At 71.5% G+C, this 26203-nt stretch carries 30 protein-coding genes, 1 tRNA gene, 3 pseudogenes and 1 riboswitch; of the genes and pseudogenes, 7 read left to right on the top strand and 27 right to left on the bottom strand.

The window, feature by feature from the left end:
• The 4 genes from ABEB09_RS34640 to ABEB09_RS34625 all read right to left on the bottom strand — a co-directional run.
• A partial coding sequence (locus ABEB09_RS34640) for a GntR family transcriptional regulator (RefSeq protein ID WP_345694196.1) occupies nucleotides 1–478 on the bottom strand: 478 nt, incomplete at its 3' end.
• A gap of 64 nt (nucleotides 479–542) precedes the next feature.
• Nucleotides 543–884, bottom strand: a complete 342-nt coding sequence (locus ABEB09_RS34635; RefSeq protein WP_345694195.1) for a hypothetical protein — start codon at nucleotides 882–884, stop codon at nucleotides 543–545.
• Nucleotides 836–1078, bottom strand: coding sequence for a hypothetical protein (locus ABEB09_RS34630; protein ID WP_345694194.1), 243 nt, complete (start codon nucleotides 1076–1078; stop codon nucleotides 836–838). The genes ABEB09_RS34635 and ABEB09_RS34630 overlap by 49 nt, the downstream gene beginning before the upstream one ends.
• Nucleotides 1079–1508: 430 nt before the next feature.
• Nucleotides 1509–2717 (bottom strand): ROK family protein, encoded by a 1209-nt coding sequence (locus ABEB09_RS34625; RefSeq protein WP_345691509.1) that lies wholly within the window; start codon nucleotides 2715–2717, stop codon nucleotides 1509–1511.
• Nucleotides 2718–2775: 58 nt separating this feature from the next.
• Here ABEB09_RS34625 and ABEB09_RS34620 point away from each other — a divergent pair, with 58 nt between their 5' ends.
• Nucleotides 2776–3861: a Gfo/Idh/MocA family oxidoreductase gene (locus tag ABEB09_RS34620; protein ID WP_345691508.1), complete on the top strand. Its 1086-nt coding sequence runs from the start codon at nucleotides 2776–2778 to the stop codon at nucleotides 3859–3861.
• 1 nt (nucleotide 3862) lies between these two features.
• On the opposite strand, the gene ABEB09_RS34615 is transcribed toward ABEB09_RS34620, so the two are convergent.
• The 5 genes from ABEB09_RS34615 to ABEB09_RS34595 form a co-directional block, all read right to left on the bottom strand.
• On the bottom strand, nucleotides 3863–4420 hold the full coding sequence (locus tag ABEB09_RS34615) for a Uma2 family endonuclease (protein WP_345691507.1): 558 nt from the start codon (nucleotides 4418–4420) through the stop codon (nucleotides 3863–3865).
• A gap of 23 nt (nucleotides 4421–4443) precedes the next feature.
• Entirely contained in the window at nucleotides 4444–5301 is an 858-nt protein-coding gene (locus ABEB09_RS34610; protein WP_345691506.1) for a fumarylacetoacetate hydrolase family protein, read from the bottom strand.
• Nucleotides 5302–5403: 102 nt separating this feature from the next.
• Nucleotides 5404–6105, bottom strand: coding sequence for a YidC/Oxa1 family membrane protein insertase (locus tag ABEB09_RS34605; protein WP_345691505.1), 702 nt, complete (start codon nucleotides 6103–6105; stop codon nucleotides 5404–5406).
• 131 nt (nucleotides 6106–6236) lie between these two features.
• The gene (locus tag ABEB09_RS34600) at nucleotides 6237–6521 is read right to left on the bottom strand and encodes a DUF6412 domain-containing protein (RefSeq protein ID WP_345691504.1); all 285 of its coding nucleotides are present in this window, start codon (nucleotides 6519–6521) and stop codon (nucleotides 6237–6239) included.
• A gap of 14 nt (nucleotides 6522–6535) precedes the next feature.
• Nucleotides 6536–7297: a class E sortase gene (locus ABEB09_RS34595; RefSeq protein WP_345691503.1), complete on the bottom strand. Its 762-nt coding sequence runs from the start codon at nucleotides 7295–7297 to the stop codon at nucleotides 6536–6538.
• A gap of 67 nt (nucleotides 7298–7364) precedes the next feature.
• Between ABEB09_RS34595 and ABEB09_RS34590 the strand changes: the two genes are divergently transcribed.
• Complete coding sequence (locus ABEB09_RS34590) at nucleotides 7365–8378, top strand: SEC-C metal-binding domain-containing protein (protein WP_345694023.1); 1014 nt, start codon at nucleotides 7365–7367, stop codon at nucleotides 8376–8378.
• Nucleotides 8379–8566: 188 nt separating this feature from the next.
• Nucleotides 8567–8989 (top strand): very short patch repair endonuclease, encoded by a 423-nt coding sequence (locus tag ABEB09_RS34585; RefSeq protein WP_345691502.1) that lies wholly within the window; start codon nucleotides 8567–8569, stop codon nucleotides 8987–8989.
• A gap of 57 nt (nucleotides 8990–9046) precedes the next feature.
• Here ABEB09_RS34585 and ABEB09_RS34580 read toward each other — a convergent pair whose 3' ends face one another.
• Nucleotides 9047–9511 carry a hypothetical protein gene (locus ABEB09_RS34580; protein ID WP_345691501.1) on the bottom strand — a complete coding sequence of 155 codons (465 nt, stop codon included), beginning with the start codon at nucleotides 9509–9511 and terminating at the stop codon, nucleotides 9047–9049.
• A gap of 134 nt (nucleotides 9512–9645) precedes the next feature.
• Between ABEB09_RS34580 and ABEB09_RS34575 the strand changes: the two genes are divergently transcribed.
• Complete coding sequence (locus tag ABEB09_RS34575; protein ID WP_345691500.1) at nucleotides 9646–9948, top strand: hypothetical protein; 303 nt, start codon at nucleotides 9646–9648, stop codon at nucleotides 9946–9948.
• A gap of 77 nt (nucleotides 9949–10025) precedes the next feature.
• Here the strand turns inward: ABEB09_RS34575 and ABEB09_RS34570 are convergent, their stop codons facing one another.
• From ABEB09_RS34570 to ABEB09_RS34550, 5 genes are all read right to left on the bottom strand, one after another.
• The gene (locus ABEB09_RS34570; RefSeq protein ID WP_345691499.1) at nucleotides 10026–11333 is read right to left on the bottom strand and encodes a DUF445 domain-containing protein; all 1308 of its coding nucleotides are present in this window, start codon (nucleotides 11331–11333) and stop codon (nucleotides 10026–10028) included.
• Nucleotides 11334–11427: 94 nt separating this feature from the next.
• The gene (locus ABEB09_RS34565) at nucleotides 11428–12051 is read right to left on the bottom strand and encodes a DUF1707 SHOCT-like domain-containing protein (RefSeq protein WP_345691498.1); all 624 of its coding nucleotides are present in this window, start codon (nucleotides 12049–12051) and stop codon (nucleotides 11428–11430) included.
• 92 nt (nucleotides 12052–12143) lie between these two features.
• Entirely contained in the window at nucleotides 12144–13151 is a 1008-nt protein-coding gene (locus ABEB09_RS34560; RefSeq protein WP_380841328.1) for an ABC transporter ATP-binding protein, read from the bottom strand.
• Between the two features lie 6 nt (nucleotides 13152–13157).
• Nucleotides 13158–13925: an ABC transporter permease gene (locus ABEB09_RS34555; protein ID WP_345694021.1), complete on the bottom strand. Its 768-nt coding sequence runs from the start codon at nucleotides 13923–13925 to the stop codon at nucleotides 13158–13160.
• Nucleotides 13926–13956: 31 nt separating this feature from the next.
• A complete protein-coding gene (locus ABEB09_RS34550) occupies nucleotides 13957–14757 on the bottom strand; it encodes an ABC transporter permease (protein ID WP_345691497.1) in 801 nt (266 codons plus the stop codon).
• 217 nt (nucleotides 14758–14974) lie between these two features.
• Here ABEB09_RS34550 and ABEB09_RS34545 point away from each other — a divergent pair, with 217 nt between their 5' ends.
• On the top strand, nucleotides 14975–17263 hold the full coding sequence (locus ABEB09_RS34545; RefSeq protein ID WP_345691496.1) for a transglycosylase domain-containing protein: 2289 nt from the start codon (nucleotides 14975–14977) through the stop codon (nucleotides 17261–17263).
• A 206-nt stretch (nucleotides 17264–17469) separates the two neighbouring features.
• Here ABEB09_RS34545 and ABEB09_RS34540 read toward each other — a convergent pair whose 3' ends face one another.
• The 3 genes and pseudogenes from ABEB09_RS34540 to ABEB09_RS34530 all read right to left on the bottom strand — a co-directional run bounded on the left by ABEB09_RS34540 (nucleotide 17470) and on the right by ABEB09_RS34530 (nucleotide 18593).
• Nucleotides 17470–17790 carry a DMT family transporter gene (locus ABEB09_RS34540; RefSeq protein ID WP_345691495.1) on the bottom strand — a complete coding sequence of 107 codons (321 nt, stop codon included), beginning with the start codon at nucleotides 17788–17790 and terminating at the stop codon, nucleotides 17470–17472.
• A 35-nt stretch (nucleotides 17791–17825) separates the two neighbouring features.
• A riboswitch (guanidine-III (ykkC-III) riboswitch) is annotated at nucleotides 17826–17892 on the bottom strand.
• Nucleotides 17892–18229, bottom strand: a pseudogene (locus ABEB09_RS34535) (GroES family chaperonin). Its footprint overlaps the riboswitch before it by 1 nt.
• 43 nt (nucleotides 18230–18272) lie before the next feature.
• Nucleotides 18273–18593 (bottom strand): DUF3618 domain-containing protein, encoded by a 321-nt coding sequence (locus ABEB09_RS34530; RefSeq protein WP_345691494.1) that lies wholly within the window; start codon nucleotides 18591–18593, stop codon nucleotides 18273–18275.
• A gap of 128 nt (nucleotides 18594–18721) precedes the next feature.
• Here ABEB09_RS34530 and bcp point away from each other — a divergent pair, with 128 nt between their 5' ends.
• Together bcp and ABEB09_RS34520 are read left to right on the top strand one after the other, a co-directional pair.
• On the top strand, nucleotides 18722–19189 hold the full coding sequence (bcp, locus tag ABEB09_RS34525; RefSeq protein WP_345691493.1) for a thioredoxin-dependent thiol peroxidase: 468 nt from the start codon (nucleotides 18722–18724) through the stop codon (nucleotides 19187–19189).
• Nucleotides 19190–19229: 40 nt separating this feature from the next.
• Nucleotides 19230–19313, top strand: a tRNA-Leu gene (locus tag ABEB09_RS34520).
• Nucleotides 19314–19379: 66 nt separating this feature from the next.
• Here ABEB09_RS34520 and ABEB09_RS34515 read toward each other — a convergent pair.
• From ABEB09_RS34515 to ABEB09_RS34475, 9 genes and pseudogenes are all read right to left on the bottom strand, one after another.
• Nucleotides 19380–19634: pseudogene (locus tag ABEB09_RS34515) on the bottom strand (non-canonical purine NTP pyrophosphatase); the annotation flags it as partial.
• Between the two features lie 573 nt (nucleotides 19635–20207).
• A complete protein-coding gene (locus ABEB09_RS34510; protein ID WP_345694193.1) occupies nucleotides 20208–21404 on the bottom strand; it encodes a hypothetical protein in 1197 nt (398 codons plus the stop codon).
• Between the two features lie 184 nt (nucleotides 21405–21588).
• Nucleotides 21589–21726: pseudogene (locus ABEB09_RS35100) on the bottom strand (hypothetical protein); the annotation flags it as partial.
• 537 nt (nucleotides 21727–22263) lie between these two features.
• Nucleotides 22264–22797: a hypothetical protein gene (locus ABEB09_RS34500; protein ID WP_345694191.1), complete on the bottom strand. Its 534-nt coding sequence runs from the start codon at nucleotides 22795–22797 to the stop codon at nucleotides 22264–22266.
• Nucleotides 22798–22963: 166 nt separating this feature from the next.
• Nucleotides 22964–23719, bottom strand: a complete 756-nt coding sequence (locus ABEB09_RS34495; protein WP_345694190.1) for a hypothetical protein — start codon at nucleotides 23717–23719, stop codon at nucleotides 22964–22966.
• Nucleotides 23720–23833: 114 nt separating this feature from the next.
• On the bottom strand, nucleotides 23834–24043 hold the full coding sequence (locus tag ABEB09_RS34490; protein WP_345694189.1) for a hypothetical protein: 210 nt from the start codon (nucleotides 24041–24043) through the stop codon (nucleotides 23834–23836).
• A gap of 159 nt (nucleotides 24044–24202) precedes the next feature.
• Entirely contained in the window at nucleotides 24203–24439 is a 237-nt protein-coding gene (locus ABEB09_RS34485; RefSeq protein ID WP_345694188.1) for a hypothetical protein, read from the bottom strand.
• Nucleotides 24440–25255: 816 nt separating this feature from the next.
• Entirely contained in the window at nucleotides 25256–25423 is a 168-nt protein-coding gene (locus tag ABEB09_RS34480; protein ID WP_345694187.1) for a hypothetical protein, read from the bottom strand.
• A gap of 76 nt (nucleotides 25424–25499) precedes the next feature.
• The gene (locus tag ABEB09_RS34475; protein ID WP_345694186.1) at nucleotides 25500–26060 is read right to left on the bottom strand and encodes a hypothetical protein; all 561 of its coding nucleotides are present in this window, start codon (nucleotides 26058–26060) and stop codon (nucleotides 25500–25502) included.
• Nucleotides 26061–26203: the final 143 nt, after the last annotated feature.

The raw sequence follows: 26203 nt of genomic DNA, 5'->3' as shown, positions 1-26203 counted from the left end.
CCACGTAGGTGCTCTCCAGGCCCACCCGCTCGTCGTCGGCGAGCAGGACGCGCTCCATGTGCCAGACGGACGCGCCGGGTTCGAGGTCCAGCTCGGCGGCGAGCGCCGGGGGCGCGGCGAAGCGGTCGAGGGTCACCAGCCGGCGGCCGGGCCGGCGGCCCTGGCGGCGGACGCCCTCGGTGTAGCTGGCGAGGGAGAGCGGCTGTTCCAGCTTGGGCCCGGCGACGACCGTGCCGCGGCCCCGGCGCTGAAGCCTGCCCTCCAGGAGGAGTTCGCGCAGCGCCTGGCGGACCGTCTCGCGGGAGACCTCGTAGCGGACGGCGAGGTCGCGTTCGGCGGGGAGGGTGCCGCCCTCGCCCAACTCCTCGATGAGTGCGGCCACATGGGCCTTCACGGCGTAGTACTTCGGGATGCGGCCGTGCTCCGGGATACCGGAGCGGACGGGGGCGCCGGGGGTCGTCCAGGTCGGGGGTTCCAGGTGTTCCACGTGCGGATGGTCGCAGACGTGGGTGAACGGGAGGGTGAACGGCGTCGGCACGGGCTCAGGGCCGGCGGCGGGCGCGGGCCGCCAGGAGGAGGGCGCCGGCGCCCAGGGTGAGGCAGCCGGTGGCGGCCGTGGCGAGGGGCAGGAGATGTGCGTGGCCGCGGCGGGTGCCGGTTCCGGCCAGCTCCTCGCCCTCGGGGAGCGGGCTCGGTGCGGCCCCGGTCTCGTCGGCCCGGTCCGGTTCCTCCCCCTCCTCGGCGTTCTCCGGCACGACGGCGAACCGGTAGTCGCCCGACTCCCCCACCCACTCCCCGTCGTCGCCCCGGCGCTGCACGATCGCGGCGTTGGCCGTCACCTGGTCGGGGCGGGCGTCGGCGGTGAACCCCAGCCGGACGGGCACGGTGACCGTGCCCGGGCGGGGACGGTGAAGCCGGTGAAGGTCCGGTCGGTGTCGTCGTCGAGGACGCCGACGATCTCGTACGCGTCGGTCCGCTCGACCCGGACGGGCCGCCGCGGCCCGCCCTCCCGCGCGGCGAACTCCAGCCGCACCTGGGCGGGGGTGAGCCGCCGGTTCCGGTCGGTGAGGACGATCACGGGGTGGATGTTGCGGCAGGGGTGGGGCGGTGGTGTTGGTCAGCTCGATCCGCCAGGTGCTGAAGCCCTCCCCGGCCCGGTGGACGGCGGGCCCGCCGGTGATCCGGGTGGTGATCGAAAAACGCGGCCGCGGTGGCGTCACCGCAGCGCGGCTCCCGCCCGGGAGCGGCGACATCCCGGGTGACGCCGAGGGGAGTGCGCGCGGAAGACGGGGCTGCGGCGACGGCCAGGGAGCAGAGGGCTGCTGCGGCGGCGAGGGCGGTGCGCAGTCGCATGGGGGAGGTGCCTTTGCTGCCGGCGTGCGGTCGTCACCAGAGCCCTCCCCCGCGGGCGGGCCGCCGCCCCGGGCGCGGCGCCGGATCCCGTCGTACGTGCTGTGGGGTGCCGCCGATCGGCGCAGCACCGGCTGCGGGGACGGTCGGGGCGCCTCTCAGAGCCCGAACAGCGGGCCCAGCACCAGGTGCGCGGCGCCCTCGGCGACCGGGTGGGGCGAGGTGGTCGCGAGGGCGACGGGCACCGGGGCGTCCCCCGCGCGGGCGGCGCGCTCGGCGAGGACGGCGGCCACGCCCCGGACGAACCGCCCGGGCGCCGCGGCGACCACGCGGCCGCCGAGCAGCACGCGGTCGATGTCCAGGAGCCCGGCGGCGTTCGCGGCGCCGACGCCCAGGACACGCGCGGCCTCGTCCAGGTCGCCGCGCGCGACGGCGGCGAGGCACAGGGCCTCCAGGCAGCCGCGCCCGCCGCAGCCGCACACGGGGCCGTCGAGCTGGATGGTCTGGTGGCCGAACTCGCCCGCGCCGGTCCGTGCGCCCCGGTGGAGCGCGCCGCCCAGCACGAGGCCGGCGCCCAGGCCCGTGCCGAGGTGGACGTACACGAACGAGTCCCCGGCCGCGCCCTTCAGCGCGAGGCCCAGGGCGGCGGCGTTCGTGTCCTTGTCGAGCGCCACGGGCAGCCCGCCGCCCAGGCGCGCGGCCAGCGCGTCGCGCAGCGGGTAGCCGTCCCACTGGGGGAAGCCGGTCACGCGGTGCGGCACACCGGTGGCGTGGTCGAGGGGACCGGGCATGGCGACGCCGACACCGAGGACGGTACGGGCGAGGAGTGCGGCCGGCGGGTCGGACGCGCCGTGCACGGACACGGCCCCCACGTCAGCCACCCCGCCTCCGACACCCCGCACCGCACCCGCCACCCCGCCTTCGACGCCCCGCACCGCGCCCGCCACCCCGCCTCCGACACCCCGCACCGCGCCCGCCACCGCACGCACCGCCCCCACCGCCACGTCCACCACCGCGTCGGCGCCGGCCCCGAGGTCCAGAGGGGTGGTGCGTGCGGCGACGGTGACACCCGCGAGGTCGACGAGGACCGCGGTCAGCTCGTCCCGGTCGAGGTGGAGGCCCACGGCGTGGGCGGCGCCGGGGACGAGGCGCAGGAGGGTGCGGGGCTTGCCGCCCGTGGAGGCGCGGCGTCCCGCGTCGGCGGCCAGGCCCTCCGCGCGGAGGCGGGCGGTGATCTTGCTGACGGCCTGCGGGGTGAGCCCGGTGCGCTCGGCCAGCTCCAGCCGGCTGATACCGCCCTCGCCCGCCGTGCGGAGCAGGTCCAGCACGAGGGCGGTGTTGTGGCTGCGCAGCGCGGTGAGGTTCACGCATCCATTGTCCTGGCCCGCCTTGCACTAACGCAACAGCGTTGCTTAAGTAGCGGGTATGGCTGCTGCTCCCCTCACCCCGCTCCGCGTCGGACTCGTCGGCTACGGCCTCGCGGGCTCCGTCTTCCACGCGCCCCTGATCGCCGCCACCCCCGGCATGGTGCTCGACACGGTCGTCACGTCGAACGAGGAGCGGCAGCGGCAGGCCCGCGCCGAGTTCCCGGACGTACGCCTCGCCGCCTCGGCGGACGAGCTGTGGCCGAGGGCCGGCGAGCTGGACCTGATCGTGATCGCGTCGCCCAACAAGACGCACGTCCCGCTGGCGAGGGCCGCGCTGGAGGCCGGGCTGCCGGTCGTGGTCGACAAGCCGGTCGCGGGCACGGCGGCGGAGGCGCGCTCGCTGGCCGCGCTGGCGGAGGAGCGGGGCCTGCTCCTCTCGGTGTTCCAGAACCGCCGCTGGGACAACGACTTCCTGACCCTGCGGGCCCTGCTGGGGACGGGCGAGCTGGGCGAGGTCCAGCGCTTCGAGTCGCGCTTCGAGCGCTGGCGGCCGCGACTGAAGGGCGGCTGGCGCGAGTCCGGCACGCCGGAGGAGATCGGCGGGCTGCTGTACGACCTGGGCAGCCATGTCGTCGACCAGGCGCTGGAGCTCTTCGGCCCGGCCGTGCGCGTGTACGCCGAGTGCGACGTACGGCGCGAGGGCGCGGAGGCGGACGACGACACGTTCATCGCGCTGACGCACGCGAACGGGGTGCGCTCGCACCTGTACATGAGCGCCACGGCCGCGCAGCTGGGCCCGCGCTTCCGGGTGCTGGGCTCGCGCAGCGGCTTCGTGAAGTACGGCCTCGACCCGCAGGAGGGCGCCCTGCGCGAGGGCGCCCGCCCGGTGGCGGGCCAGGAGTGGGGCGCGGAGCCCGAGGCGATGTGGGGCAGGGTCGGCGCGGGCCAGTCCCCGCTGACGGGCGGCGGCCGCCCGGTCCCGACGGTGCCGGGCGACTACCCGGCGTACTACGCGGAGATCGCCACCGCCCTCCGCGACGGCACGCCTCCCCCGGTCACCGCCGAGGAGGCCGCCAGGGCCCTCGACGTCCTGGAAGCCGCCCGCCGCTCGGCCCGCGAGGGCGTGACGGTGACGCTGGGCTGACTCAGGCCAGTTCGGACGTGTCGAGGTCGAAGCCGAACGGCTCGGGCAGTGCCAGCTTCGATCCGAACACGGCGCGCGACTCGTGCCGGTAGCGACCACCCTCGGGCTCCCAGTGCACCACTGCCTCACCGCGGTGCCGGTCGATGAGGAGGTACACGGGGAGCCCGGCCTGGGCGTAGGCGTCGCGCTTGTCGGTGCGGTCGACGTCGGCGTCCTCCTCCCGGCCCGAGGTGACCTCGAGAACCATCAGGACTCCGGACGGGTCCGACCACGAGGGCTGGCCGCGGAAGTACCCGGCCGGCGCCACGGCGCCATCGACGCGCGCCCGGCCGGCCCGGTAGGCGGCAACCGAGAGCCCGCGTTCCTGATACATGCGCAGAGCCGGGAAGCGCTCTCTGATCTGGTCTCCGACAGACATCACGTTCTCGTCGTGGTCGCCATCAGGAGCCGGGGTCACAATGACCCTCCCGTCGATCAGCTCGACATGAAGGCCGTCCGGAGCCGCGGCCGCGAGCGCCTCGAACTCGTCGAGCGGTACTTCGGTCTGCGCAACAGTCATCGTGCCCTCCTTGCAGCCCCAGCCTACGCGTCCTTCAGCTCCTGGCGCTGGCGGCCGAGGCCGTCGATCTCCAGCTCCACGACGTCGCCGGCGCCCAGGTACGGCTTCGGCTCCGGGGCGCCCATGGCGACGCCCGCCGGCGTACCGGTGTTGATGACGTCACCCGGGTACAGGGTCATGAACTGGCTGACGTACCGCACCACTTCGCCGACCGGGAAGATCTGGTCGGCCGTGGTGCCGTTCTGCTTCAGCTCGCCGTTGACCCACAGCCGCAGGCCGAGCGCCTGGGGGTCGGGCACCTCGTCGGCGGTGACGAGCCACGGGCCGAGCGGGTTGAACGTCTCGCAGTTCTTGCCCTTGTCCCAGGTGCCGCCCCGCTCGATCTGGAACTCGCGCTCCGACACGTCGTGGGCCACCGCGTAGCCCGCGACATGGGCGAGCGCCGCTTCCGCGGAGTCCAGATAGCGGGCCGTACGTCCGATGACTACGGCCAGCTCGACCTCCCAGTCCGTCTTGCGGCTGCCGCGCGGAACGAGCACGGTGTCGTCCGGCCCGACGACCGTGTCGGCCGCTTTGAGGAAGACGACCGGCTCGGCGGGCGGCTCGGCACCGGTCTCGCGGGCATGGTCGTGGTAGTTGAGCCCGATGCAGACGACCTTGCCCACCCGGGCGACCGGCGGGCCGACCCGCAGCCCGTCGGCGTCCAGCGCGGGCAGCACCCCGGCGCCCGCCGCGGCCCGGACACGGTCCAGCGCGGACGCGTCCGAGAGCAGGTTCCCGTCGATGTCCGCGACGAGCGCGGACAGGTCGCGCAGGGTGCCGTCGTGGTCGAGCAGGGCGGGACGCTCGGCTCCTGCCGGGCCGACGCGCAACAGCTTCATGGTCTTCTCCCTGTGGTCGAGGTGAGCCCCGGCCGATGGAGTGCGGCCATCGTCAGGATTGGTCGATCCTCCAAGACGTCCGACCACTCCGCAAGACCCCGTTCACGTACTGGACCGGCCAGCGGACCGGTCACCCGACCGGTACAGCACGGTCCGCTCGGCGGCGGTCCACGTCGTGCTGGTCACGACGTACAGCGCAGCGGCCAGCGGGACGACGGCGACGGTCACCAGCGTGGCGAAGGACAGCAGCGGCAGCACCTTCATCATCGGCGCGGCGACCCCGGGCAGCACCTCGCCCCCGGACGCGGCGGACGCGGCGGCCATCTGCGCCCGGCTCTGCCGGTACGTGTACGTGGCGACGGCGGCCACGACGGCGAACAGCGCCACGTACACGAGCCCGGCGGGCCCGAAGGGCCCCCCGGCCGCGAGGGCGTCGGCCCAGTGGCCTTCGAGGGGCGCGGCGAGCAGGAAGTGGTCACCGAGACGCCCGCTCGTGAACAGGTGGTAGAGCAGGAAGAAGACGGGCACCTGGAGCAGCCCCGGCAGGCAGCCGGCGAGCGGTGAGACGTTCTCCTCGGCGTGCAGTTCGAGGACGGCCTTCTGCAGTCGCTCCGGGTTCTTGGCGTGCTTCTTCCGCAGCTCGGCCAGCTGCGGGGCGAGGCGGGTGCGGGCCTTCTGGCCGCGGGCGGCGGCGACGGACAGGGGCAGCAGGAGCAGGCGTACCAGGGCGGTGAGGAGAACGATGGCGGCGGGCGCGGGGACGAAGCCGGCGAGCCACTCGAAGAACGCAACGAACACGGACATAAGGGAGGAACCCTCCAGGGTTCAGTCGTGCCGAACGATGGTGAAAGGTGATGCGGGATGTCGGCATGACGGAACGGCGTGGAGCGCCCGGACAGGACCGGACAGGCCCAGGCCCAGGCCCGGGAGGGGCTCTACGCGGCCGTCGGGAGGGTTCGGCCCGGTGCTCGGGGCCGGCGGCGCCCCGAGGCGTCGGGATCGCGCTGGGGCAGGAAGGCGGTGCGTTGCTCACGGTCGCGGATGGCGGTGCGCACCCGGGTGGGCGGCACGGCGGGGACACCGCGCGCGCTGACGAGCGCGCAGGTGAGCAGCGTGGTCGCGGCGAGCGCGACGACGGAGAGCGAGGACGCGTCCATGACGAGGACCAGCCCGAGAAGACCGAACAGGGGAAGCAGCCACCGCACGAACACCGTGCCCATGACGTCCTCCCCCCTCACCGGTCCTGGCCCCACCGTACATCCTTCGAGTGGATCAACACCGCCCAGACGACCAGCCGATGGGTGGACCGCAGGGGCGGCGCGCAGGTGGTGAGGGTCAGATAGCGCCCGGGCCGCTCGTACCCGGATCCCGGGTGGACGAGGCTCCTCGGGACGGCGGCGATGACGCCGACGTCGCGGGGCGAGGTCCGCGGGATAACGGCGTCCACGGCGTAGGTGTGGACGGCGTCGCGCGTCTCGACGAGGACGTGGTCGCCCGGGCGCAGCCGGTCGAGGTCGCGGAAGGGCTCGCCGTGGGAGTTGCGGTGCCCGGCGAGGGCGAAGTTGCCGGTGCGGCCGGGTGGGGCGGTGCCGGGGTAGTGCCCGGCGAAGCCCTTGTCGAGGACGTCGCGCCGGCCGACGCCGGGGGCGACGGGGACGGTGAGGCGGAGGGAGGGGATACGGAGGAGGGCGTACGCGAGGGGCCGCGGGGGCGCCGCGCGATCGTCGGGGACGGCCGGCGGACGGGAGGAATCCTCGGCGGTGGGCACGGCCGCGGGTGAGCCCGAGGGCGACGCTCCTCCGGGGACCGGGCCGGGTGCCCCCCGCCCCCAGTCCCGTTCCAGGGCGCGGACGGTCCGCTCGGCGCCGGAGCGGGCCTGCTGGTTGGTCCACCAGAGCTGGTGGACGACGAGCAGCAGCGCGAGGACGCCGGCGGTGACGAGCAGCTCGGCACCGCACCAGACCGTCCGCGCGAAAGCGCTCCGCCTCCGGGACACCCGCGCACCATAGGCGGTCGTGCGACAACCCACCAGAGCCGCGGCGTACGGCAGTACGGTGGTGACCATGCGCCTCGACACGCCTGCTGACCACACGAACGAAGCCGAGCGCCTGCTGCGTACCGCGGCGCAGTACCCCGAGGACCGCGAACCACTGTTCCTCCGGGCCGCCGCGCACCTGGAACTGGCCGGCGACCGCCCCCGGGCGACCACGCTCTACGACGACCTGCTGTCCTCCTCGCCGCAGCCGGAGAACCCGCACCTGATCAGGGCACTGAAGGCGGCGAACCTCTGGGAATACGGCCATGAGGCGGAGGCACGGGCGATCATCGAGGGCCTGCTGGCGCTGTCGCCGAGCGACGCGACGGCCTGGGAGGTGATCGGGGAGACCCTGGAGTCGCACGACGAGCTGGAGGCGTCGGAGGCGGCGTTCACGGCGGCCGCGCGGGCGCTGGCGCCGGACACGGAGGACGAGCTCCCGTACCCGACGCAGTCGCTGCTGATGGGCCGGCACCGGGTGCGCCGCCTGCTGGCGCGCCCGCACGACGACTGGGACGTCCTCGCGGACCGCCTGCACCGGGGCACGGTCCCGCTGGACGAGCTGCACGACCCTAAGCGGACGTGGGCGCTCGGCTCGTCGGACCCGGCGGAGCTGCGGGCGGAGATCGTGCGCCTGCGCAGCGAGCTGGGCTCGTACCGTACGGCGCTGTCGCGGCCGTTCCCCGTGGCGGTCCTCCTCTGGCCGGAGGAGGAACTGGCGGAACTCCTCGCCTCCTACCCGGAGCTGGAGGCGGAGTACCCGACGCACGAGGCGCACCTCACGGACCTGGAGGCGTCCTTGCGCGAACTCGCTGCGGCGGGCACCCCGAACCTGGGCATCGTCCAGGGCACGGTCCCGTCGTACGAGGCCTTCGCCGCCTCGGAGGCCACACCCCCCTCGAACCCGGCCCTGCTCCCCCAGTACGCCACCACCCTCGCAGCCCGAGGCCGAGCCACCCCCTGGCCCCCACCACGCACGGCACCTTGCTGGTGCGGGTCGGGGGCGGCTTATGGGGAGTGCCACGGGAAGGCGGGGGTGTAGCGGCAGAGCGGACGGGGCGGCTGGATCTCCGGCCGGGTCAACAGCCGCCCGGCCGTCGCCCGGAGCAGACCCGCGGGTCCACAGTTGCAACCTCCCCTTGGCGCATCGATCGACATATGGCCGTAGGCCTGAAGGAAACTGGGACCGTGACCGGAGCAAGACCCTCGTCTCCAGCCGTATCGGCTCGCATGAGTCGTCAGACATCACGCGACACCACGCCCGAGATGGCCGTGAGGAGACTGCTGCACGCGGCCGGACTCCGATACCGGCTTCACGTTCGCGTGCCCGGAATGCCGCGCAGGACCATCGACATCGCGTTTCCCGGCACACGGATCGCCGTCTTCCTGGACGGCTGCTTCTGGCATGGCTGCCCTCAGCACGCCACGCACCCCAAGTCCAATGCCGACTGGTGGCGTACCAAGTTGGAGAAGAACGTGGCCCGGGACCGCGAGACCACCGAGCACTTGGAGGCCGCGGGATGGACGGTGCTCCGATTCTGGGAGCACGAAGCACCTGATGCGGTCGCCCGCGCCGTGGCCGAGGCCAGAAGGAGCGCCCTGACCGCGCCGGAAGGCGGCAGGCGCACCCACCGCCGACCGGCCGGAGCGTGAACCCTCCTGAGAGGAAGCAGCGTCGCGCTGCGCTGCACGGCAGGGGGACGGCAGTGTTCAGGTGGCACCGAAGTACCGGGCATCCTCCAGCGCTCGCGGGAGTGGTACGCAGGCGAGGTTCTGCACCGGGACTCGGGGTTCCGGGCGGTGGGTGTGGTGGATGCGGGCGTAGGCGTAGCTGCGGGGGTGGCTGAAGTGGGTGACGAGGACGTCGACTCTCTCCAGCTCCTCCAGCGGGACGATGCCGTACAGGGCGAGGGCTGCCGGGCCTGTGAGGAGGGTGTTCGGGCCGGCGTAGAGGAGGGCCGCGCGGAGGCGTTGGTGGGGCGTGGGGGGCGTGCTGTGCAGCAGGATGACGCGGGGGAGGACGCGTTGCCAGGGGCCGGCCGGGCGGCAGTGGTCGGCCACGGCGTACGACGCGCAGCCGATGTCGTGGAGCTGGTGGACCGTGGCCAGTCCGTCCTGGGCCAGGACGAGCGGGTCGGCGGCGAAGCGGTCGGGTGGGGCGGTGATGTTGGGCATGGGCTTGAACTGCCCCTGGCGGAAGGGCGATTACCTTCCGCGTCGAGCTTGTTACTGAGTGGTGGCCGGAAGGGTTCTGCATCGCCTTCGCGTTAGCCTCGGCTCAGGAGAATCGGATCAGGAGGAGGACGGACATGGCTCGGATTCCGGTGGCGGCCGTGGCTGCCGCGGGGCTCGTCGGCGGCTACGGGGTCGCCCGGTGGACCAAGAAGCGGCCGCTCGGCGGGGTCGCCCTGGTGGCCGCCGGGGCCGTTGCGGCGCGCGAATGGCGCGAGCGGAGCGGCAACCTCGCGGCGGCCGGGCTGAGCGCCGCGTACGTCGCCGCGTTCGCGGGGTCGCATCCGCTGGCGAAGAAGGTAGGGGCGTGGCCCGCGGTGTTCTCCGTGGCCGGCGGGATGGCGCTGGCTTCCTGGATGGTGACGCGGCGCGAGGGTTGAACGGGGCTCCTGGTGCGTACGTATGTAACGGCACCTCCCCGTAAGAACTGGGCGGGTGGCCGGTCGGCAGGGGCCGGTCACCCTCCCAGGGCGTGCGAGACGGTGTAGATCAGCAGCCCGGCCAGGGCGCCCACGACCGTGCCGTTGATCCGGATGAACTGCAGGTCACGGCCGATGTGCGCCTCGATCTTGCGGGACGTCTGGTCGGCGTCCCAGGCCGCCACCGTTTCGCTGATCAGCGACGTGATCTCCGTGCGGTACGTCGTGACCACGTACGCCGCCGCGTCTTCCAGCCAGCCCTCCACCTTCGCCCGCAGCTGGGGGTCGGTCGACAGGCGGTTGCCCAGGGAGAGCAGCGACGCCCGCGCCCTCAGCCGCAACTCGCTGCGCTCGTCCTCCGCGGCCGACATGATCATGCCCCGCACCGCGGACCAGGCCGAGGCGATGATGTCCTGGATCTCCGGGCGTTCGAGGAGGTCGGCCTTCAGACGCTCGACCTTCGTCCGGGTCTCCGTGTCGGACTGGAGGTCCGAGGCGAAGTCCGTGAGGAAGCGGTCGATGGCGCCCCTCGCCGGGTGGCCCGGCATGTCCCGCATCTCCGTCACGAAGCGGAGGAGCTCCTTGTAGACCCGCTCGCCGACCTTGCGGTCCACGAAGCGCGGCGTCCATCCCGGTGCCCCGCCCTGCACCGCGTCCATGACGGAGTCGCCGTGCAGGACGAGCCAGTCGTGGGCGCGGGCGCAGATCAGGTCCACGGCCCGCCGGTGGGCGCCGTCGGTGACGATCCTGTCGAGCGTCTTGCCCAGGCCCGGGGCCACCTCCGCGGCCTCCGCCCGCCGGGTGATCGCCTCGCCGACGACCGCCTGGACGTCCGCGTCCCGCAACACCGTGAGCGCGCCGCGCAGCGCCGTCGCCAGCTCGGCCGTCACCCGGTCCGCGTGCGCGGGCTCCGCGAGCCAGGTGCCGAGGCGGCCGGCGATGTTCAGGGCGTGGAGGCGGGTGCGGACGACGCCGGAGGACAGGAAGTTCTCGCCCACGAAAGCGCCCAGGGACTCGCCGAGCTGGTCCTTCTTCGTCGGGATGATCGCCGTGTGCGGGATCGGCAGCCCCAGCGGGCGGCGGAACAGCGCGGTCACCGCGAACCAGTCCGCGAGCGCGCCCACCATGCCCGCCTCGGCCGCCGCGGCCACATAACCGGGCCAGCCGCTCACCCCGGCGGACTTCGCCCAGGTGGCGAGCGTGTAGACGACCGCCACGAGGAGCAGCAGGCACGTGGCCATGGTCTTCATGCGGCGGACTCCGCGGCGCCTCTCCTCGTCCTCCGCCGTGTAGGCGAACGCGGTCAGGGGCGGCGCCGTGCCGTCCGCAGGGTTCGTGCCGTCCACCCGTCCACCCCGTTCGCGTGTCTCGCCTCGTAATCCGTCCTTATCCCAGGTACTCCCGAGGCGCGCGTTCAGTTCCGGCGATCGGCCTCGCGGGCTACTTTTCCAGGCTTTTACGACTTTTGTCGCCCTTGCGGCGTTTGCGTTCCACGCCTACGCCGCCCATCAGCGCGAACCCCGTGACCCGCACCCTCGGCGAGCCCGGGGTGCCCTCGCCGGCGCCCCTGTCGTCGAAGCCGCCCATCAGGCCGAAGCCCGTCACCTCGACGTGCAGCTCCGGCGGGACCGTGACCTGGATGCCGCCCATGAGCGCGAAACAGCGGATGACGATCTCGCGGTCCTCGAAGTCCGCCTCGCGCAGATCGACCTCCCCGCCGCCCATGACCGCGACGCCGGTGAACTGGCGCCCCACGGTCCACCTGCCGCGCCGCCCGAAGCCGCCCCAGAAGGCGAAGCCGCCCCGGGAGGTGGCCGGGGCGCCGATGCGGGACGGCCAGTCGCGCCCGCCGGCCGGCGTCGGCGTGGTGGACGCGGTGGGCGCCGGGAGGTCCCTGACCAGGGGCTCCAGTTCGCCACGGGTGCGGGCCGTGTACGCGGCGTCGAGCCGCTCCTCGAACTCGGCCATGTCGAGCCGGCCCTCGGCCAGCGCGTCGCGCAGCCGCTCGGCGATCCGTTCGCGTTCGGCGTCCGAGGCCCGCACCTCGGGAAGGTCATCGGTCATGTCGTCAGACTAATGCGCGGGGTGGGAGGAGAGGAGGGTGATCAGCGGGGTGGCGATCGGGAGGCCGTCGCAGGCCGGAGCCGCCACCGGGATCACCGTTCCGCCGGTTCCCCCCGCGCCTCCCCGTACATCCGGGCGATCACCGCCTCGATGTCCGGCTCCCTGACCGACAGGTCCACGAGGGGGTACTCCGCCGCTATCCGGGCCACCAGCGGTGCCGCCGACGAGGAGGCGGGGAAGGCCAGCCACTGGCGCGGGCCCTCCACCCGGACCACCCGCGAGCCCTCCAGCTCGATGGGCGGCAGCTCCCGCTCCAGGTCCACGACCAGGGTCCGCTCGCTCGCGCCCACCTCGTGCAGGCCGCCGAGGGCGCCGTCGTACATGAGCCGCCCGTGGTCGATGACCATGACCCGCTTGCACAGCTGCTCGATGTCGGTGAGGTCGTGCGTGGTGAGCAGGACCGTCGTGGAACGCTCGGCGTTCAGGTCGCGCAGGAAGCCGCGCACCTTCGCCTTGGACACGACGTCGAGGCCGATGGTCGGCTCGTCCAGGTACAGCACCTCGGGGTCATGGAGCAGCGCCGCCGCGATGTCGCCGCGCATCCGCTGGCCCAGCGAGAGCTGGCGTACCGGCACGTCGAGCAGGGCGCCCAGGTCCAGCAGCTCCACGCAGCGGTCCAGGTTCTCCCGGTACCGGGCGTCGGGGATGCGGTACATGCGGTGCATCAGCCGGTAGGAGTCCCGCAGCGGCAGGTCCCACCACAGCGTCGTGCGCTGCCCGAAGACGACGCCGATGCGGTGGGCGAGCCGGGTGCGCTCGCGCGACGGGTCGATGCCCGCGACGCGCAGCCGGCCGCCGGTCGGCGTCAGAATGCCCGTCAGCATCTTGATGGTGGTGGACTTCCCGGCGCCGTTCGGCCCGATGTAGCCCACCATCTCGCCGCGCGCCACCCGGAAGGTGATGCCGTCGACGGCCCTGACCTGCTGCTTCTCGCGGCGCAGCAGGCCCGTCCTGCGGCGTACGTCGAAGACCTTCTCCACGTCGCGAAGGTCGATGAAGTCGTTCTCCGGGTCCATGACGTCCGGTTCCACCGGTTCCATGCGTGCTCAGCTCCCCGTGCTTCGGTACGAACGGATTCCCACCCGCCACGCCAGCCCGGCCAGGCCCACGAACCCCGCCGCGACCAGCGGCGAGGCGAAGGCCGACCAGGCGGGCAGGCCCGCCGGGGCGTCGCGCCCCAGCACGTACAGCGCGGGCACCCAGTTCACGAAGGCCAGCGGTACGACGTAGACGACACCCTTGACCAGCTCGCCGGCGAAGATCGACGGCGGGTACTGGAGGAGGTTGTTGCCGCCGTACGTGAAGGAGTTCGTCACCTCCGCCCCGTCCTGGGCCCAGAACTGGAAGGCCGCGCCCGCCACCATCAGGGAACCGAAGATGAGGGCGCCCGTCACCACCATCAGCGGCACCAGCACGGCTTTCAGCGGCGTCCACGCCACCGCGTCCAGCAGGACCAGGGACCACACCAGCACCACGAGCCCCTGGGTCACCCGGCCCAGGCGGCGCAGCGCGAACCGGTCGGCCGCGACCTGCGCCAGCACCGGGACCGGCCGCACGAGCAGCGTGTCCAGCGTGCCGTCCCGTACCCGCTTGCCGAGCCGCACGGTCTGGCCCATCGCCAGGTCCGCGAGGCCGAACGCGGTGCTGGTCGTCCCGTACAGGAACGCCACCTCGGCGAACGAGAACCCGCCGAGGCCCCGGACGTGGGCGAACATCAGCAGGATCACGACGAAGTCGAAGAGCGTGGCCGTGAAGTTCGACAGCAGCGTCATCGCGAACGAGAAGCGGTACGTCATCGTCGAGCGGATCCACATGGCCGCGATCAGCGCGTACGCGCGCAGGCCCTCAGCCACCCTGCACCACCACCCGGTGCGTCGCCGCCGCCTGGACCGCCCGGCCCGCCGCGAGCAGCACGACCGCCCAGCCCGCCTGGAAGGCGTACGCGCCGAGCAGGTCCCACCCGGTGCGCTTCTCCAGGAACACCTCGGCCGGCACCTGGAGCATCGACGCCCAGGGCAGGGCCCTGGCCACTTCGCCCAGGGCGCCCGGGAAGACGTTCAGGGGCAGCAGCATCCCGGAGAAGAACAGCCCCGCCAGCCAGGCCACCTGAACCACCCCCGCCCCGTCCATCAGCCAGAACGCGCTCAGCGCCACCAGGAACCACACGCCGAAGGCGACCATCACCCCGAGGGCGACGGACAGCAGGAAGGCCGGCCAGGTCAGCGGGTGTTCCGGCAGCGCGATGTCGAAGGCCAGCGCGCCCACCACCAGGGGGACGACGCCCCGCCCGAGCAACTGGAACGCGGCCCGGCCGAGGTTGACGCACATCCACCACACCTGGAGGTCGGCCGGCCGGTACAGGTCCACGGCGATGTCGCCGGTCTTGATGCGCTCGATGAGTTCGTCCTCGAAGCCGCCGCCCATCAGCGAGCACGCGGCGAGCAGCGCCTGTCCCAGCCATACGTACGCCAGGGCCTCGGCCATGTCGTAACCGCCGAGGCCGGGCCGCTCGTTCCACAGGGCCATATAGGTGAACGCCAGGATGAAGCCGAAGGTCGTGTTGGTGAACACGCCCGCCGCGGTGGCCATCCGGTAGGTCGCGTGGCGCCGGAAGGCACCGGCCACCACGGCCGCGTAGAGCCGCACGTCTCCTCCCCTCTTCGCCTCGCCCACGCCAAAGTCCGTGAGCCTAGTCACCCGTGCGCCGGAGTCGCGACCGCTTTTCGGCTGCCCGTGGCGGGAGGCGCGCCGGTAATGCACGGGTTGGACGGTCGGCCGGTGCACTATGTGAAAGCAACACAAAGTCAGACAACTCAGACATCACACAAAAGTGATACTCGGACAGCGATAGGGCCGGAAGACTATGAGCGACGACCCCCCGCAGCCGTCAGGAGGCTGGGAGCCCCGCGACCCGACCGTCCACACCCCCGCCACACCGTCCGCCCGCAAGGGGGCCCGGCGCTCCGGGCGGCGCCGGTTCGTCCCGACCTGGCGGACGGTGCTGGGCGCGTCCCTCTTCCTCGGCCTGCTGCTCGTCGGCGGGTTCTTCGCCGGCTACCACCTCGTCGACATCCCGCCCGCGAACGCCGCGGCCACCGCGCAGTCCAACGTGTACCTGTACGCGGACGGCAGCCAGATCGTGCAGGCGGGCGCGGTCAACCGGGAGAGCGTCGCGCTCGCCCGCATCCCGCGCCCGGTGCGGCACGCGGTACTCGCCGCCGAGGACCGGGACTTCTACAGCGAGTCCGGCGTCGACCCGGAGGCGATGGTCCGCGCGACCTGGAACACCGTCACCGGCAAGGGCACGCAGGGCGGTTCGACCATCACGCAGCAGTACGTCAAGAACTACTACCTGGGGCAGGAGCGGACCGTCACCCGGAAGGTGAAGGAGTTCTTCATCGCGATCAAGCTCACCCGCGAGAAGACGAAGGACGACATCTTCGAGGGCTACCTCAACACCAGCTACTACGGCCGCAACGCCTACGGCATCCAGGCCGCCGCCCGCGCCTACTACGGCAAGGAGGCGCAGTACCTGACCACCGCCGAGGGCGCGTACCTCGCCTCGCTCCTCAACGCCCCCAGCGCGTACGACGTGGCCGCGGGCCCCCGCAGCAGGGCGCGGGCGCTGGCCCGCTGGAACTACGTGCTCGACGCCATGGTGAAGGAGCGCTGGCTCACCCGGTCGGCCCGGGCCGCCCTCACGTTCCCCATGCCGCAGCCCGCCGAGCCCACCAACGGCATGGGCGGCCAGCGCGGCTACGTCGTCCAGGCGGTGAACTCCTATCTGACCCGGCATCACATCGTCGACGAGAAGGACCTGGCCGCCGGCGGCTACCGCATCACCACCACCCTCCGGCGCGAGAAGATGGACGCCTTCGCCGCGGCCGTCGACGAGCAGCTGCTGTCCCGGCTGGACCCGGCCACCAACCCGACCGACCGCTACGTACGGGTCGGCGGCGCCTCCATCGACCCGGCGACCAGCAAGGTCGTCGCCCTCTACGGCGGGGTCGACTACACGCAGCAGTACGTGAACAACGCGACCCGCCGCGACTACCAGGTCGGGTCCACGTTCAAGCCGTTCGTCTTCGCCGCCGCCGTCGACGGCCGCTCCACCACCCAGCACGGCGAGCCGATCACCCCGGACACGGTGTACGACGGCACCAACAAGCGGCCGGTCGAGGGGTGGACCGGGTCCGCCTACGCCCCGGCGAACGAGGACGACGTCAGCTACGGCGGCATCACGCTGCGCACGGCCACGGACCGTTCCGTCAACGCCGTGTACGCGCAACTCGCCGTGGACGTGGGCCCGGCACGGGTCGAGCGGACCGCGATCGCGCTGGGCCTGCCGGCCGACACGCCGGACCTCAACCCGTCCCCGTCCATCGCGCTCGGCCCGGCGACGGCCAGTGTGCTGGACATGGCGGAGGCGTACGCCACGCTCGCCAACCACGGCCGGCACGGCACGTACACGCTGGTGGAGAAGGTCGAGAAGGGCGCGACCGCGGTGCCGCTGCCGGCCGCCAGGACCCGCCAGGTGATCAGCCGGGAGGCCGCCGACACCACCACCGCGATGCTGCGCGGTGTCGTCGACGGCGGTACGGGCACCGCGGCGCAGGCGGCGGGGCGCCCGGCGGCCGGCAAGACCGGCACGGCGGAGCACGACCGGGCGGCCTGGTTCGCGGGCTACACCCCGGACCTGGCCACCGTGGTCGCGCTGATGGGGCAGGACCCGAAGACGGGCGCGCAGAAGTCGCTGTACGGGGCGCTCGGCCTGGAGCGCACCAACGGGGGCGGGGCGCCCGCGGAGATCTGGGCGCGGTACACCGAGCTGGCGCTGGAGGGCACCGCGGCGCGGGACTTCGACCTGGAGGTCGCCGAGGGCATCGACCCCGGCACGGGCACGGGTTACCCGCAGCCGCAGGAGCAGCCGTGGGAGGAGCCGTGGGGCGCGGAGGACGGCGGCCGCGAGGAGGGATGGTGGGGCGGACCCGGGGGTCCGCAGCGCGGAGGCCAAGACCGGCGGGGTACGGCGGGCGGCCCTCGGGACACCACCGCCGACGCCCGCCCGCCCGCCCCGGTCCAGGACCCGGCCGGCCCCGCCCCTGGCAGCCAGCCACCCGTCCCCGGACCGGCCCCGGCACCCGGGGGGTAACTCGGTCGGCGGGTCTTCCCCACCCCGCCCCTTCCCGAATCGGGGGGCTCCGCCCCCCGAACCCCCGCTCCTCAAACGCCGGAGGGGCTGACTTTCAGCCCGTCCGGCGTTTGAGGACGAGCGCCGTTCAGGCGCGATACGGGGTCCGGGGCGGAGCCCCCGGTTTCGGGAAGGGGCGGGGTGGGGAAAGAACCGCCGAGCGCGGCCTAGTTGCCGCCCGTGGCCTTCAGGCCCACGACGGACACCAGCAGCAGGCAGACGAAGAAGACCCGGGCGGCGGTCGCGGGTTCCCCGAGGACCGCCATCCCGACCACCGCCGCGCCCGCGGCGCCGATGCCGACCCAGACGCCGTACGCCGTGCCGATCGGCAGGGTCTTCGCGGCCTGCGCCAGCAGCGCCATGCTGGTGACGATGCCGAGGCCGGTGAGCAGGCTCGGCCACAGCCGCGTGAACCCGTCCGTGAACTTCATTCCGATCGACCAGCCGACCTCCAGCAGGCCGGCGACGATCAGCAGGACCCAGGCCATGACGGCACCTCCGAGACGCGGGAAACGGTGTACGGGGTGCGTCGTCTTTGCCTATGACCCGGTACGGCGCGTCTCGTCGGGGGTCTTCCAAGGTAGCAAAGCTAGAGATACAGGCCGGTGGAGTCCTTCGAGCCCTCGAACCGGTCGGCCGCGACCGCGTGCAGGTCGCGCTCGCGCATCAGGACGTACGCCACACCGCGCACCTCGACCTCGGCGCGGTCCTCCGGGTCGTACAGCACCCGGTCCCGGGCTCCACGGTCCGGACGTTCTGGCCGACGGCGACCACCTCGGCCCAGGCCAGCCGGCGGCCTACGGCGGCGGTCGCGGGGATGAGGATGCCGCCTCCCGACCGCCGCTCGCCCTCGGGAGTGTCGGACCGGACCAGCACCCGGTCGTGCAGCATCCGGATGGGCAACTTGTCGTGGGTGTTCTCGCTCACCCCACGAACTTACCTGGAGCGGCGGCCCCGGTACGTCCGAGGGTCAGTCCTTGTGCCTGCGCGCCGACACGGCGATGAGGCCGATGACGCCGACGGCGACGAGCGCCACGGGCACCAGCCGCTCCAGGCGTGGCCCGCCGTCCTCGGAGACGAACCGGGTCCTCACATCGGTGACGACGCGGTTCACGGTGACGAAGGCCCGGCCGGCCGTCTCGTCGATCGTGGACGCCACCCTGGCCTTCGCGTCCCCGATGATCGTCTTCGGGTGCATCCGTACGCCGATCTCGTCGAGCGTGACGGCGAGCTGCTCGCGCCGGCGGAGAATGTCCGCCTCGATCTGCGCAGGGGTCCTGGCGTCCGACACCGCGCTGCCTCCGTGGTCTCTCGTGGTCCGTGGTGGACAGTCTGTCAGCTCGACGGGCCGGGGGCTGTCACAGACCCCCATTAGGCTCGGTCGTATACGCCCACCCCCTCGTGAGGAGCCGGAGAACCATGAGCGAGCGACTGCAGCCCGGAGACATCGCCCCCGCCTTCACCCTGCCCGACGCGGACGGCAACGAGATCTCGCTCGCGGAGCACCTGGGCCGGAAGGTGATCGTCTACTTCTACCCGGCGGCGCTGACCCCCGGGTGCACGAAGCAGGCCTGCGACTTCACGGACAACCTGGAGCTGCTGGCGGGCGCCGGGTACGACGTGATCGGCGTCTCGCCGGACAAGCCGGAGAAGCTGGCGAAGTTCCGCGAGAAGGAGAGCCTGAAGGTCACGCTGGTCGGCGACCCGGAGAAGAAGGTCCTGGAGGCGTACGGCGCCTTCGGCGAGAAGAAGCTCTACGGAAAGACGGTCACGGGCGTGATCCGCTCGACGGTGATCGTCGACGAGGAGGGCAAGGTCGAGCGCGCGCTGTACAACGTGAAGGCGACCGGCCATGTCGCCAAGATCATCAAGGATCTCGGGATCTGACGCCGCCTCACGGGCGTCGGCCGCTACGATGTGGCGGTCGGCGGCCGTGGTGGAACTGGCAGTCACGCTGGGTTTAGGTCCCAGTGGGGTAACACCCGTGAGGGTTCGAGTCCCTCCGGCCGCACGGGTCGACGAGACCGCACAAGGCGCAGCCCTGGGGGCTGCGCCTTGCGCGTTCCGTCCCGGCGGATCAGCCGAGCAGTTCGCGGATGACCGGGACCAGGGCGCGGAACGCCTTGCCGCGGTGGCTGATCGCGTTCTTCTCGTCCGGGGTCAGCTCCGCGCAGGTGCGGGCCTCGCCCTCCGGCTGGAGGATCGGGTCGTAGCCGAAGCCGCCGGTGCCGGACGGGGTGTGGCGCAGGGTGCCGTCGAGGCGGCCCTCGACGACGCGCTCGGTGCCGTCCGGGAGGGCCAGGGCCGCGGCGCAGGCGAAGTGGGCGGCGCGGGGCGTCGCGACCGGTACAGCGTGTACACGCCGGGCTCCGGTTGTCACCGAACGCCCACTCAGGTGGGCGCCTCGATCAGGGCCTCGACGGAGCAGCCGGAGTCGGAGAACGCCAAGTGGCCGTGACGTTGAACTCGCTTGCTCGCGGACATAGTCGGTATCGGGGGATGCGGATGGAATGGTACAGAGGGACCCGCAAGCCGTTCCCGCTGTCCAGGATGATCTGATGGACAAGGGTCGATTCTTCACCGAACGAGAATTCCGTGAAGAGGCCGAGGGTGAAATCGTCGAGCCGCCTCTGCCATAGATCGATATCCGTAGAAGGCGGATACCTGTTGCCTGGCGGGACAGCAATTCGTTTCTCCGTTCTCGTGTGACGGCTGTGTGCCGGCCGAGGCGGACGCCCCGGCCGGCAACAGCGGATAGGAAACCGGCTCGATCCTTCAGGATCCCTCAAGGCCCCTCAGGGCTCGGATTCCTCAGGACGCCTTTATGGTGAACAAGACCATGCTCCTTGTGCCCTGATAGCCCTTCTCGACCCTCATGAGCACCAGGGTGAGCTTTTGGCGTCTCTTACCGCTCCGGAGTTGTTGGCCACCCGGCCGATCGGTGAGCTGAAGCAAGACTGAACTCCTTCCGGTCCCCGCTCGTAGCCTTGGCGGCCCACTTGTGATCGCCGTCCGGTGGTGAATTGACGACATCGTGATGATGCGAGCCTGCGCCTGGACTGGAATGCAGCATGGAAGCCACGTTCGTCTTGGGGTCGTTCTTCGCGCGGTCGATCAGGTCGTTGTCGGTGATGTCCAGGTGCGACTTGGGGTGGGCACCTGATTTCCGTCGTCTTGTCCAGGTCTCCACAGTTGTGTACGAGGACCGGGGCGGCACCCGCGGCCACATAGTACGTGTGAATGTCGCGACGGTCAGGTTGTAGACCGCGGCTGCTGGGTCCAGCGCTTGACCGCGGTGATCCGGACGCGGGTGCCCGCGTCGGTCTCCAGCGACGTCGCCGACTTGATGGGTCCGTGGCCTTGATCCACTCGCCGAGTTCCGGCACCCAGAACGGGTGGCCGTCGTGGCCGTGGCCTTCGCCGTCTTGTGCCCTTGTCGCGTCCGTGTCGATGGTGATCTCGACCAGGTTCTTGGCGCCTTGCCGATGATCTGGGCGGTGACCTCCTTGACCGCCGTCTCGCCGGTCTTGGGATCCTTCGCGACGACCTTGTCGCCGGGCTTGACGTCCTTGATGGGCTTGGTGGTCCATCGGCCATCAGGACCTTGGTCTCCGGGGTGAAGCTGTTCACCCGGCAGGGACTCGCCGGCGCCTCCGTCGCCGTGGCGTGGCTTCCGTCGCCGCCTCCGCCGTCGCCGTCGCTGTCGGCTTTCTCCGCTGTTGGCTTCTACTTCGTCGGCTTTCGCCTTTTTCGCAGCCTTGGCCGCATCAGCTTGTTTCTTCCAGTCGGCCATGTCCTCCGTGTACTTGGCCATGGCCTGGGCGTCGGGCGTCGGCCGCTTGACGATGCCGGTGGCCCAGCGGACCTCGTCCTCCCACTTGCGGTAGGCGCTCCAGCCTTGTCCAGCGCCTTCAGCAGCCGCTTGGCCTTGCCGGCGAAGGGGGACCGCCGCTCCAGGGCGATCATGGCGCAGGTTGCCCACGTTGCCGTTGAGGCAGTCGACGACGTCGTTGTAGCCGCTGGCCTCCTTCACCGCCTCCTTGGCCACGTGCATGACCATGTCCATCTTGGACTGCTTCTTCAGCCACCTGGCGCGCTCCACGCCTTCTTGCTGACGCTGGGCGTCGGCTTGGACGGGGCCGGCGGGACGCCACGGACAACGACAGGTACTTCTTGTAGGCGGCCTTCGCCTGCTTGTAGAGCTTCATGAAGAAGCCCCAGAACTCGCCCGAAGGGTCGCTGAAGGTGATGGGGCTGTTGTTGGCGTACGCGTACGGGTTCATCGTCTGCGACTCGGCCACGTCCATCTTCGGGTCGACCGAGATGAACCGTCCGAGTGCGGGTCGTACTCGCGTGCGCGAGGTGGGTGAGTCCGGGGACTCGTCCATCGTGCCGCCGACGAAGCCCTTCTCGCTCGGCCACATGGACGGCTTCTCGCCGCGTGCCTCGCCGAACGGGGTGAACATGCGGCGGCTGACCGCGCCCGTCGTGGCGTCGACCGCGGTGGTCGCGGTTGCCGTTGTGGTCCGACAGGAGGGTACGACGTCGTGACTTGCCGGCCTCCGCCGTGCGCACCATGACCGGGCCGGCCGGGTGCTGGTAGTAGGCGGGTGCCCTTCTTGATGTCGCCGGCCTTGTCCAGCTGGACCTCCGTACCCGGCAGGTACGGGTCGTGCCGTTGGGGTCGCGGCGGATCAGGCGGTTGCCGCCCGCGTCGTAGACGTACTCGGTGGACTTGGCCTTGTCGCCGGTGCCCTCGGTCACCTTCTCCAGGCGGCCCTCGAGGTCCCACTGCAGGTCCTGCGTGGTCCCCATGACCGTGCGGCGGTGGTGTTGCCGACCTTGTCGTAGCCGAAGGAGTCCTCGCGCTCGCCCTCGGCCCTTGGGCGGACCTCATGAGCTTGCTGGTGGTGGTGCCACCCTCGGCGTACTCGTAGTCCCGCGTCACGTCCTTCGACGTGTCACCGGTGACGTCGTGCTTGACCCCGTCTTGCGGTTGCCGGCAGCGTCGAACGTGTACGACGTCCAGTACGGATTCGGGCCGCCGACCTGCGGCTTGGCTCCCGGGCCGCCGGGGCGCCGCAGTCGTCGGCCTTCGCCGACGTCCAGGCGTCCGTCATCCGGCGCAGGTAGTCGTACGCGAAGCACTGCGTGTCCGTCGTGGCCGCCGTCGGGTTGGCACCCTGAGCGTCCGTGATCTTCAGGATGTTGCCGGACTGGTCGTACGCGGTGCGCACGTCGCTGATCCGGGCCGTGCTCGTCTCGCCGACCTCCTGGTCGTGGACCGTGCGCAGCGGGCGGCGGGTCTGCTCGTCGAACTCGCGGCTCGTGATGAGCTGCTTGCCCGCCGGACCCACTCGGGTACGCAGCACGTCACCCAGCGGCGTGGTGTACTCGGTCTTCGCCACGAACGTCTTGCCCGCGACGGCCATCGTGTTGACCTGGTCGAGCCCGTTGTAGCCGAGCGACATCCGCTCCTGCGGCAGACCTGCCACCGCGGCTGCGTCAACGTCTGCGGCATGCCCGTCGTCTTCGTGTACGTGGTGCTGAACACGTACTCGCCGGCGAGCTTGCCCTCGGACGGCGGGATCACCAGCTTCGTGCCGGTGGCGCGGTACTCCTGGTCGTAGCCCGTGATGGCCTGCGTGTAGGCGTTGCCGTTCACGAAGCGGGTCGCGGACACCGGCATGCCGAGCGCGCCCGGCAGGGTGTCGTAGGTCTGCTCGGTGAGCTTGCGGCCCTTGAGCGACCCTCGTACGTCCCGGTGATCCGGCCGATCTTGTCGTAGTCATAGGCGATGGTCTTGGCCGGGTCGCGGCCGTCCGTCGTCGTCAGGACGCGGTCGCCCTTGTCGAAGGTGGTCTTCGTGATGCCCTTGTCGGGGTCCTTCGACTCGTACATCCGGCCGCGCAGGTCGTACTTGTACGACCAGACGTTGCCGGCCTGGTCCGTGACGGACTCCAGCATGCCGCGGCGCTCGTACGTGTACGTCGTCTTGTCGTACGCGCCCGAGGGACCGTCCACCCTTGAACTGGCGAAGCTCCAGCTTGCGGCCCTGTGCGTCGACCACGGACATGGTCGGCGTCTCGCCCTTGGGCGGGTCCACCGCGACCCAGTCACGCCGTACGTGGTGGTGGTCCGCCAGGTCTCCTCGCCGAACTTGCGGGCGATCGTGGCGACCGGGCGGCCCTGGCCGTCGTACTCCATACGGGTCGAGGCCGGGACCTTGTTGTCGTCCGAGGTCCACAGTCCGGGCGACGCGTCCTTGTCGTTGAAGTGGGCGCCGTTCTCCTTCCAGATCAGGCCGCGGCTGTCGTAGAACGTGTCGGTGATGACCCGACCGCGTCCAGTGCCGGCTGCTGGTCTGCCGCAGGCGCAGCGCGCCGTCGTAGATGTCGTACGAGACCCGGTAGTCACCGCGCTCCAGGAGCTTCTTGGTGGTGACGACGACCGGGGCGTCCGGGCCGACCGTGTAGCTGAACTCGGCGTCCGGCGTCTGCGTGGCCGGGGTCCCGGTCGGGGACCAGGTCTTCACCAGGCGGCCCGAGCGCGTCGTACTCCAGCACTGGCGGCGCTTGTTGTGTCCTCCTTGGCGAGGGCCAGGCCGCGGGCCGGGTCCAGCTCGGTGGTCTCGGTGTGGCCGATCGGGTTGGTGACGACCGTCTTGACCGGCAGGGAGCCGGCCGCGGGGACGTACGCCGTCTTCGTGGTGTTGTTGTAGATGTCCGTCGAGGACGTCATACGGCCGTGCTTGTCGAAGGTCGAGGAGGCGTCGAGCCGGTAGACGGGCTTGCCGTCCTTGTAGTCCGACAGCGATTCGACTTGGTGACGTTGTAGGCGGCGTCGTGGACATCACCTTGTCCGAGGCGACGTCGGCGGGTGCGCGCGACGCTGCTCGCGTCACACGCCTTCGTCAGCGTCTCCACCCGCTTTCTGCGGCGTGTAGACGTGCTTGTCGTCGTCGTTGACGTACTCGTACCGCGTGCACGTGTCGTCGTCCGTCTTCGCCAGGTCACCGCGGTCCGTGGTGTGGCTGATCCGGCCCCGGCTGTCGTAGGCGTGCTCGATCTCCGTGCGGCGCTGGCCGCGGTTGCCGGAGAGGATCGTGCGGGAGGAGGCCTTCGCCGTGCCGGCCATCCAGGCCTGGAGCGGCTCGGCGCCCTCGGTGCGCTTGGGGTGGCGGTCGGGCCGCGGACCCAGGGGGTGTAGAGGGTGGCGGACTGCAGGGCGCCGCCTCCTCGCCGTCGTAGTACAGCGATTCGCGGATCTGGCCGGGCGTAGAGGCGGTGGTCGTCGACCGTGCCGCCCTCGCTGTCCTTGATCTTCGCCTCGCGCTTGCCGGTGGGGCAGCTGTCGCCGTCCATGCCGCGGAAGTAGACGGTCTCCACCTGGGAGCGCTTGTCCGGGGCCTTGCCGACGAAGGTGCGGACCTTCTCGTAGCCGCGCCACTGCGACCAGGTGCGGGCCTTCTCGCTGAGCAGCTCGCTGTCGTCGTCGTACGCCCAGGCGGGGTCACCGATGTACTGGAACGTGGTGACCTTCGTGGGGACGTGCCGTTCTTGTCCTCCTCGCGGACCTCGTCGACGCGGTGCTTGTGGAACCAGTCCGTGAAGTACTTCTTCTTCAGGCCGGTCTCGTCGTCGGGTCGGGGACCTCGTTGATTCCGGGGTAGCAGCGCATCGTGTTGCTGTGCGCCGCCGACGGGGCTTGTGCGGGGTCGTCTCGGTCGAGCACTCCGTCTTGGCGTACTCGACGGCGATCCGCGCGCCCGTCTCGGTCTGGATGGTCTCCACGCGCCAGCGCAGGAAGGGCGGGTTGCCGTCCTTGTCGTTGTCGACGCGGTTCGGCAGCTGCTTGCCTGGAAGATCACCGGCGCAGGGAGACGGCCTTGCCGTTCTTGCCGGTGTGCTGGATCTGGTTCAGCCACAGCGGGTAGTCGCCGCGACGCCGCCGTCACCGGTGGACTTGAAGTCCTGGTGAGGGTCCAGGTGTCGACCGGTGGTGCTTGCCGTCCTTCAGGATCTCCGTGTTGACCGCGACGAGCCGCTTGCGGGTGAAGAACGTCGGCGCGTTGCGGTCCTTGCAGTCCTTGCCCTCGGCGCACAGCTGGTCGGCCGGCACGTCGGGCCAGTTGCGGGTGACCTCCCACTTGGCTCGGAGGTCAGCTTGGACTCGGCGCAGTCGAACGTCGTGGTCTTCACGCAGCGCTCGTCGACGTCGAAGACCACCTGGGCCGGGGCGGCCGCGAACAGGTCGTCGCTGCGCAGGCCGTACGAGATCCGCTGAGCCAGCCGCCGCGGTCGTAGGCGCGGTTGGTCGACTTGCCCTCGCGCGTGACGTTGGAGCCGTAGTGGTTGCGCTCCTTGCCGTACCAGTACGTCATGGCGTTGCCGCGCAGGTCCACGACGTAGTCGAGGTTCCAGCGGTACACCTGGTCACAGACCGAGTTGGCGTAGGAGGCCTGGTGGCACGGCTCGTTCGGGTGGTTGCCGTACACCGGCACCGACCAGGCGGAGTTCGTCTCGGCCTTGCCCGACGCCCAGCCGGGCAGCCGGTCCATGCCGAAGTAGTACTGCACGCCCTCCTCGTTGGTGACGCGCCAGTACTCCTTCTCCTTGTCCCCGTTCGCCGCGCCCTTGAGCAGCTCGACCTTCGAGCCGTCGTCGCGGCCGGGATCCACTTCTTCGACTTGTCGTCCAGGGACGAGCTGCGTGGAGCTGCCGTTCAGCGACAGCGTGACCGGCGGCGGTCCTGGCACAGGTCACCGGTCGGGTGCTTCGGGTTGTTGTAACCCGAGCCGTCCTTGCGGTCGTTGGAGCAGGGCACGTACTGGCGCTCGATGAAGTTCGCGCCCGTGTCCCAGCCGTCGCCGACCCAGCTGCTCTGCTGCGAGGACGCCGA

Origin of the sequence: Streptomyces coeruleoprunus, from assembly GCF_039542925.1 — a bacterium.
Taxonomy (GTDB): domain Bacteria; phylum Actinomycetota; class Actinomycetes; order Streptomycetales; family Streptomycetaceae; genus Streptomyces; species Streptomyces coeruleoprunus.
This window is presented reverse-complemented; position numbering and strand designations above follow the sequence as displayed.

Coding starts and splice junctions, on each gene's coding strand:
- ABEB09_RS34560 (WP_380841328.1), bottom strand. CDS start 13,151: ATGGAACCGGTGGAACCGGACGTCATGGACCCGGAGAACGACTTCATC.
- ABEB09_RS34610 (WP_345691506.1), bottom strand. CDS start 5,301: ATGAAGCTGTTGCGCGTCGGCCCGGCAGGAGCCGAGCGTCCCGCCCTG.
- ABEB09_RS34620 (WP_345691508.1), top strand. CDS start 2,776: ATGGCTGCTGCTCCCCTCACCCCGCTCCGCGTCGGACTCGTCGGCTAC.
- ABEB09_RS34485 (WP_345694188.1), bottom strand. CDS start 24,439: ATGGCCGGCACGGCGAAGGCCTCCTCCCGCACGATCCTCTCCGGCAAC.
- ABEB09_RS34565 (WP_345691498.1), bottom strand. CDS start 12,051: ATGACCGATGACCTTCCCGAGGTGCGGGCCTCGGACGCCGAACGCGAA.
- ABEB09_RS34585 (WP_345691502.1), top strand. CDS start 8,567: ATGAGTCGTCAGACATCACGCGACACCACGCCCGAGATGGCCGTGAGG.
- bcp (WP_345691493.1), top strand. CDS start 18,722: ATGAGCGAGCGACTGCAGCCCGGAGACATCGCCCCCGCCTTCACCCTG.
- ABEB09_RS34555 (WP_345694021.1), bottom strand. CDS start 13,925: ATGTGGATCCGCTCGACGATGACGTACCGCTTCTCGTTCGCGATGACG.
- ABEB09_RS34490 (WP_345694189.1), bottom strand. CDS start 24,043: ATGACGTCCTCGACGGACATCTACAACAACACCACGAAGACGGCGTAC.
- ABEB09_RS34540 (WP_345691495.1), bottom strand. CDS start 17,790: ATGGCCTGGGTCCTGCTGATCGTCGCCGGCCTGCTGGAGGTCGGCTGG.
- ABEB09_RS34600 (WP_345691504.1), bottom strand. CDS start 6,521: ATGGGCACGGTGTTCGTGCGGTGGCTGCTTCCCCTGTTCGGTCTTCTC.
- ABEB09_RS34545 (WP_345691496.1), top strand. CDS start 14,975: ATGAGCGACGACCCCCCGCAGCCGTCAGGAGGCTGGGAGCCCCGCGAC.
- ABEB09_RS34605 (WP_345691505.1), bottom strand. CDS start 6,105: ATGTCCGTGTTCGTTGCGTTCTTCGAGTGGCTCGCCGGCTTCGTCCCC.
- ABEB09_RS34615 (WP_345691507.1), bottom strand. CDS start 4,420: ATGACTGTTGCGCAGACCGAAGTACCGCTCGACGAGTTCGAGGCGCTC.
- ABEB09_RS34575 (WP_345691500.1), top strand. CDS start 9,646: ATGGCTCGGATTCCGGTGGCGGCCGTGGCTGCCGCGGGGCTCGTCGGC.
- ABEB09_RS34580 (WP_345691501.1), bottom strand. CDS start 9,511: ATGCCCAACATCACCGCCCCACCCGACCGCTTCGCCGCCGACCCGCTC.
- ABEB09_RS34590 (WP_345694023.1), top strand. CDS start 7,365: ATGCGCCTCGACACGCCTGCTGACCACACGAACGAAGCCGAGCGCCTG.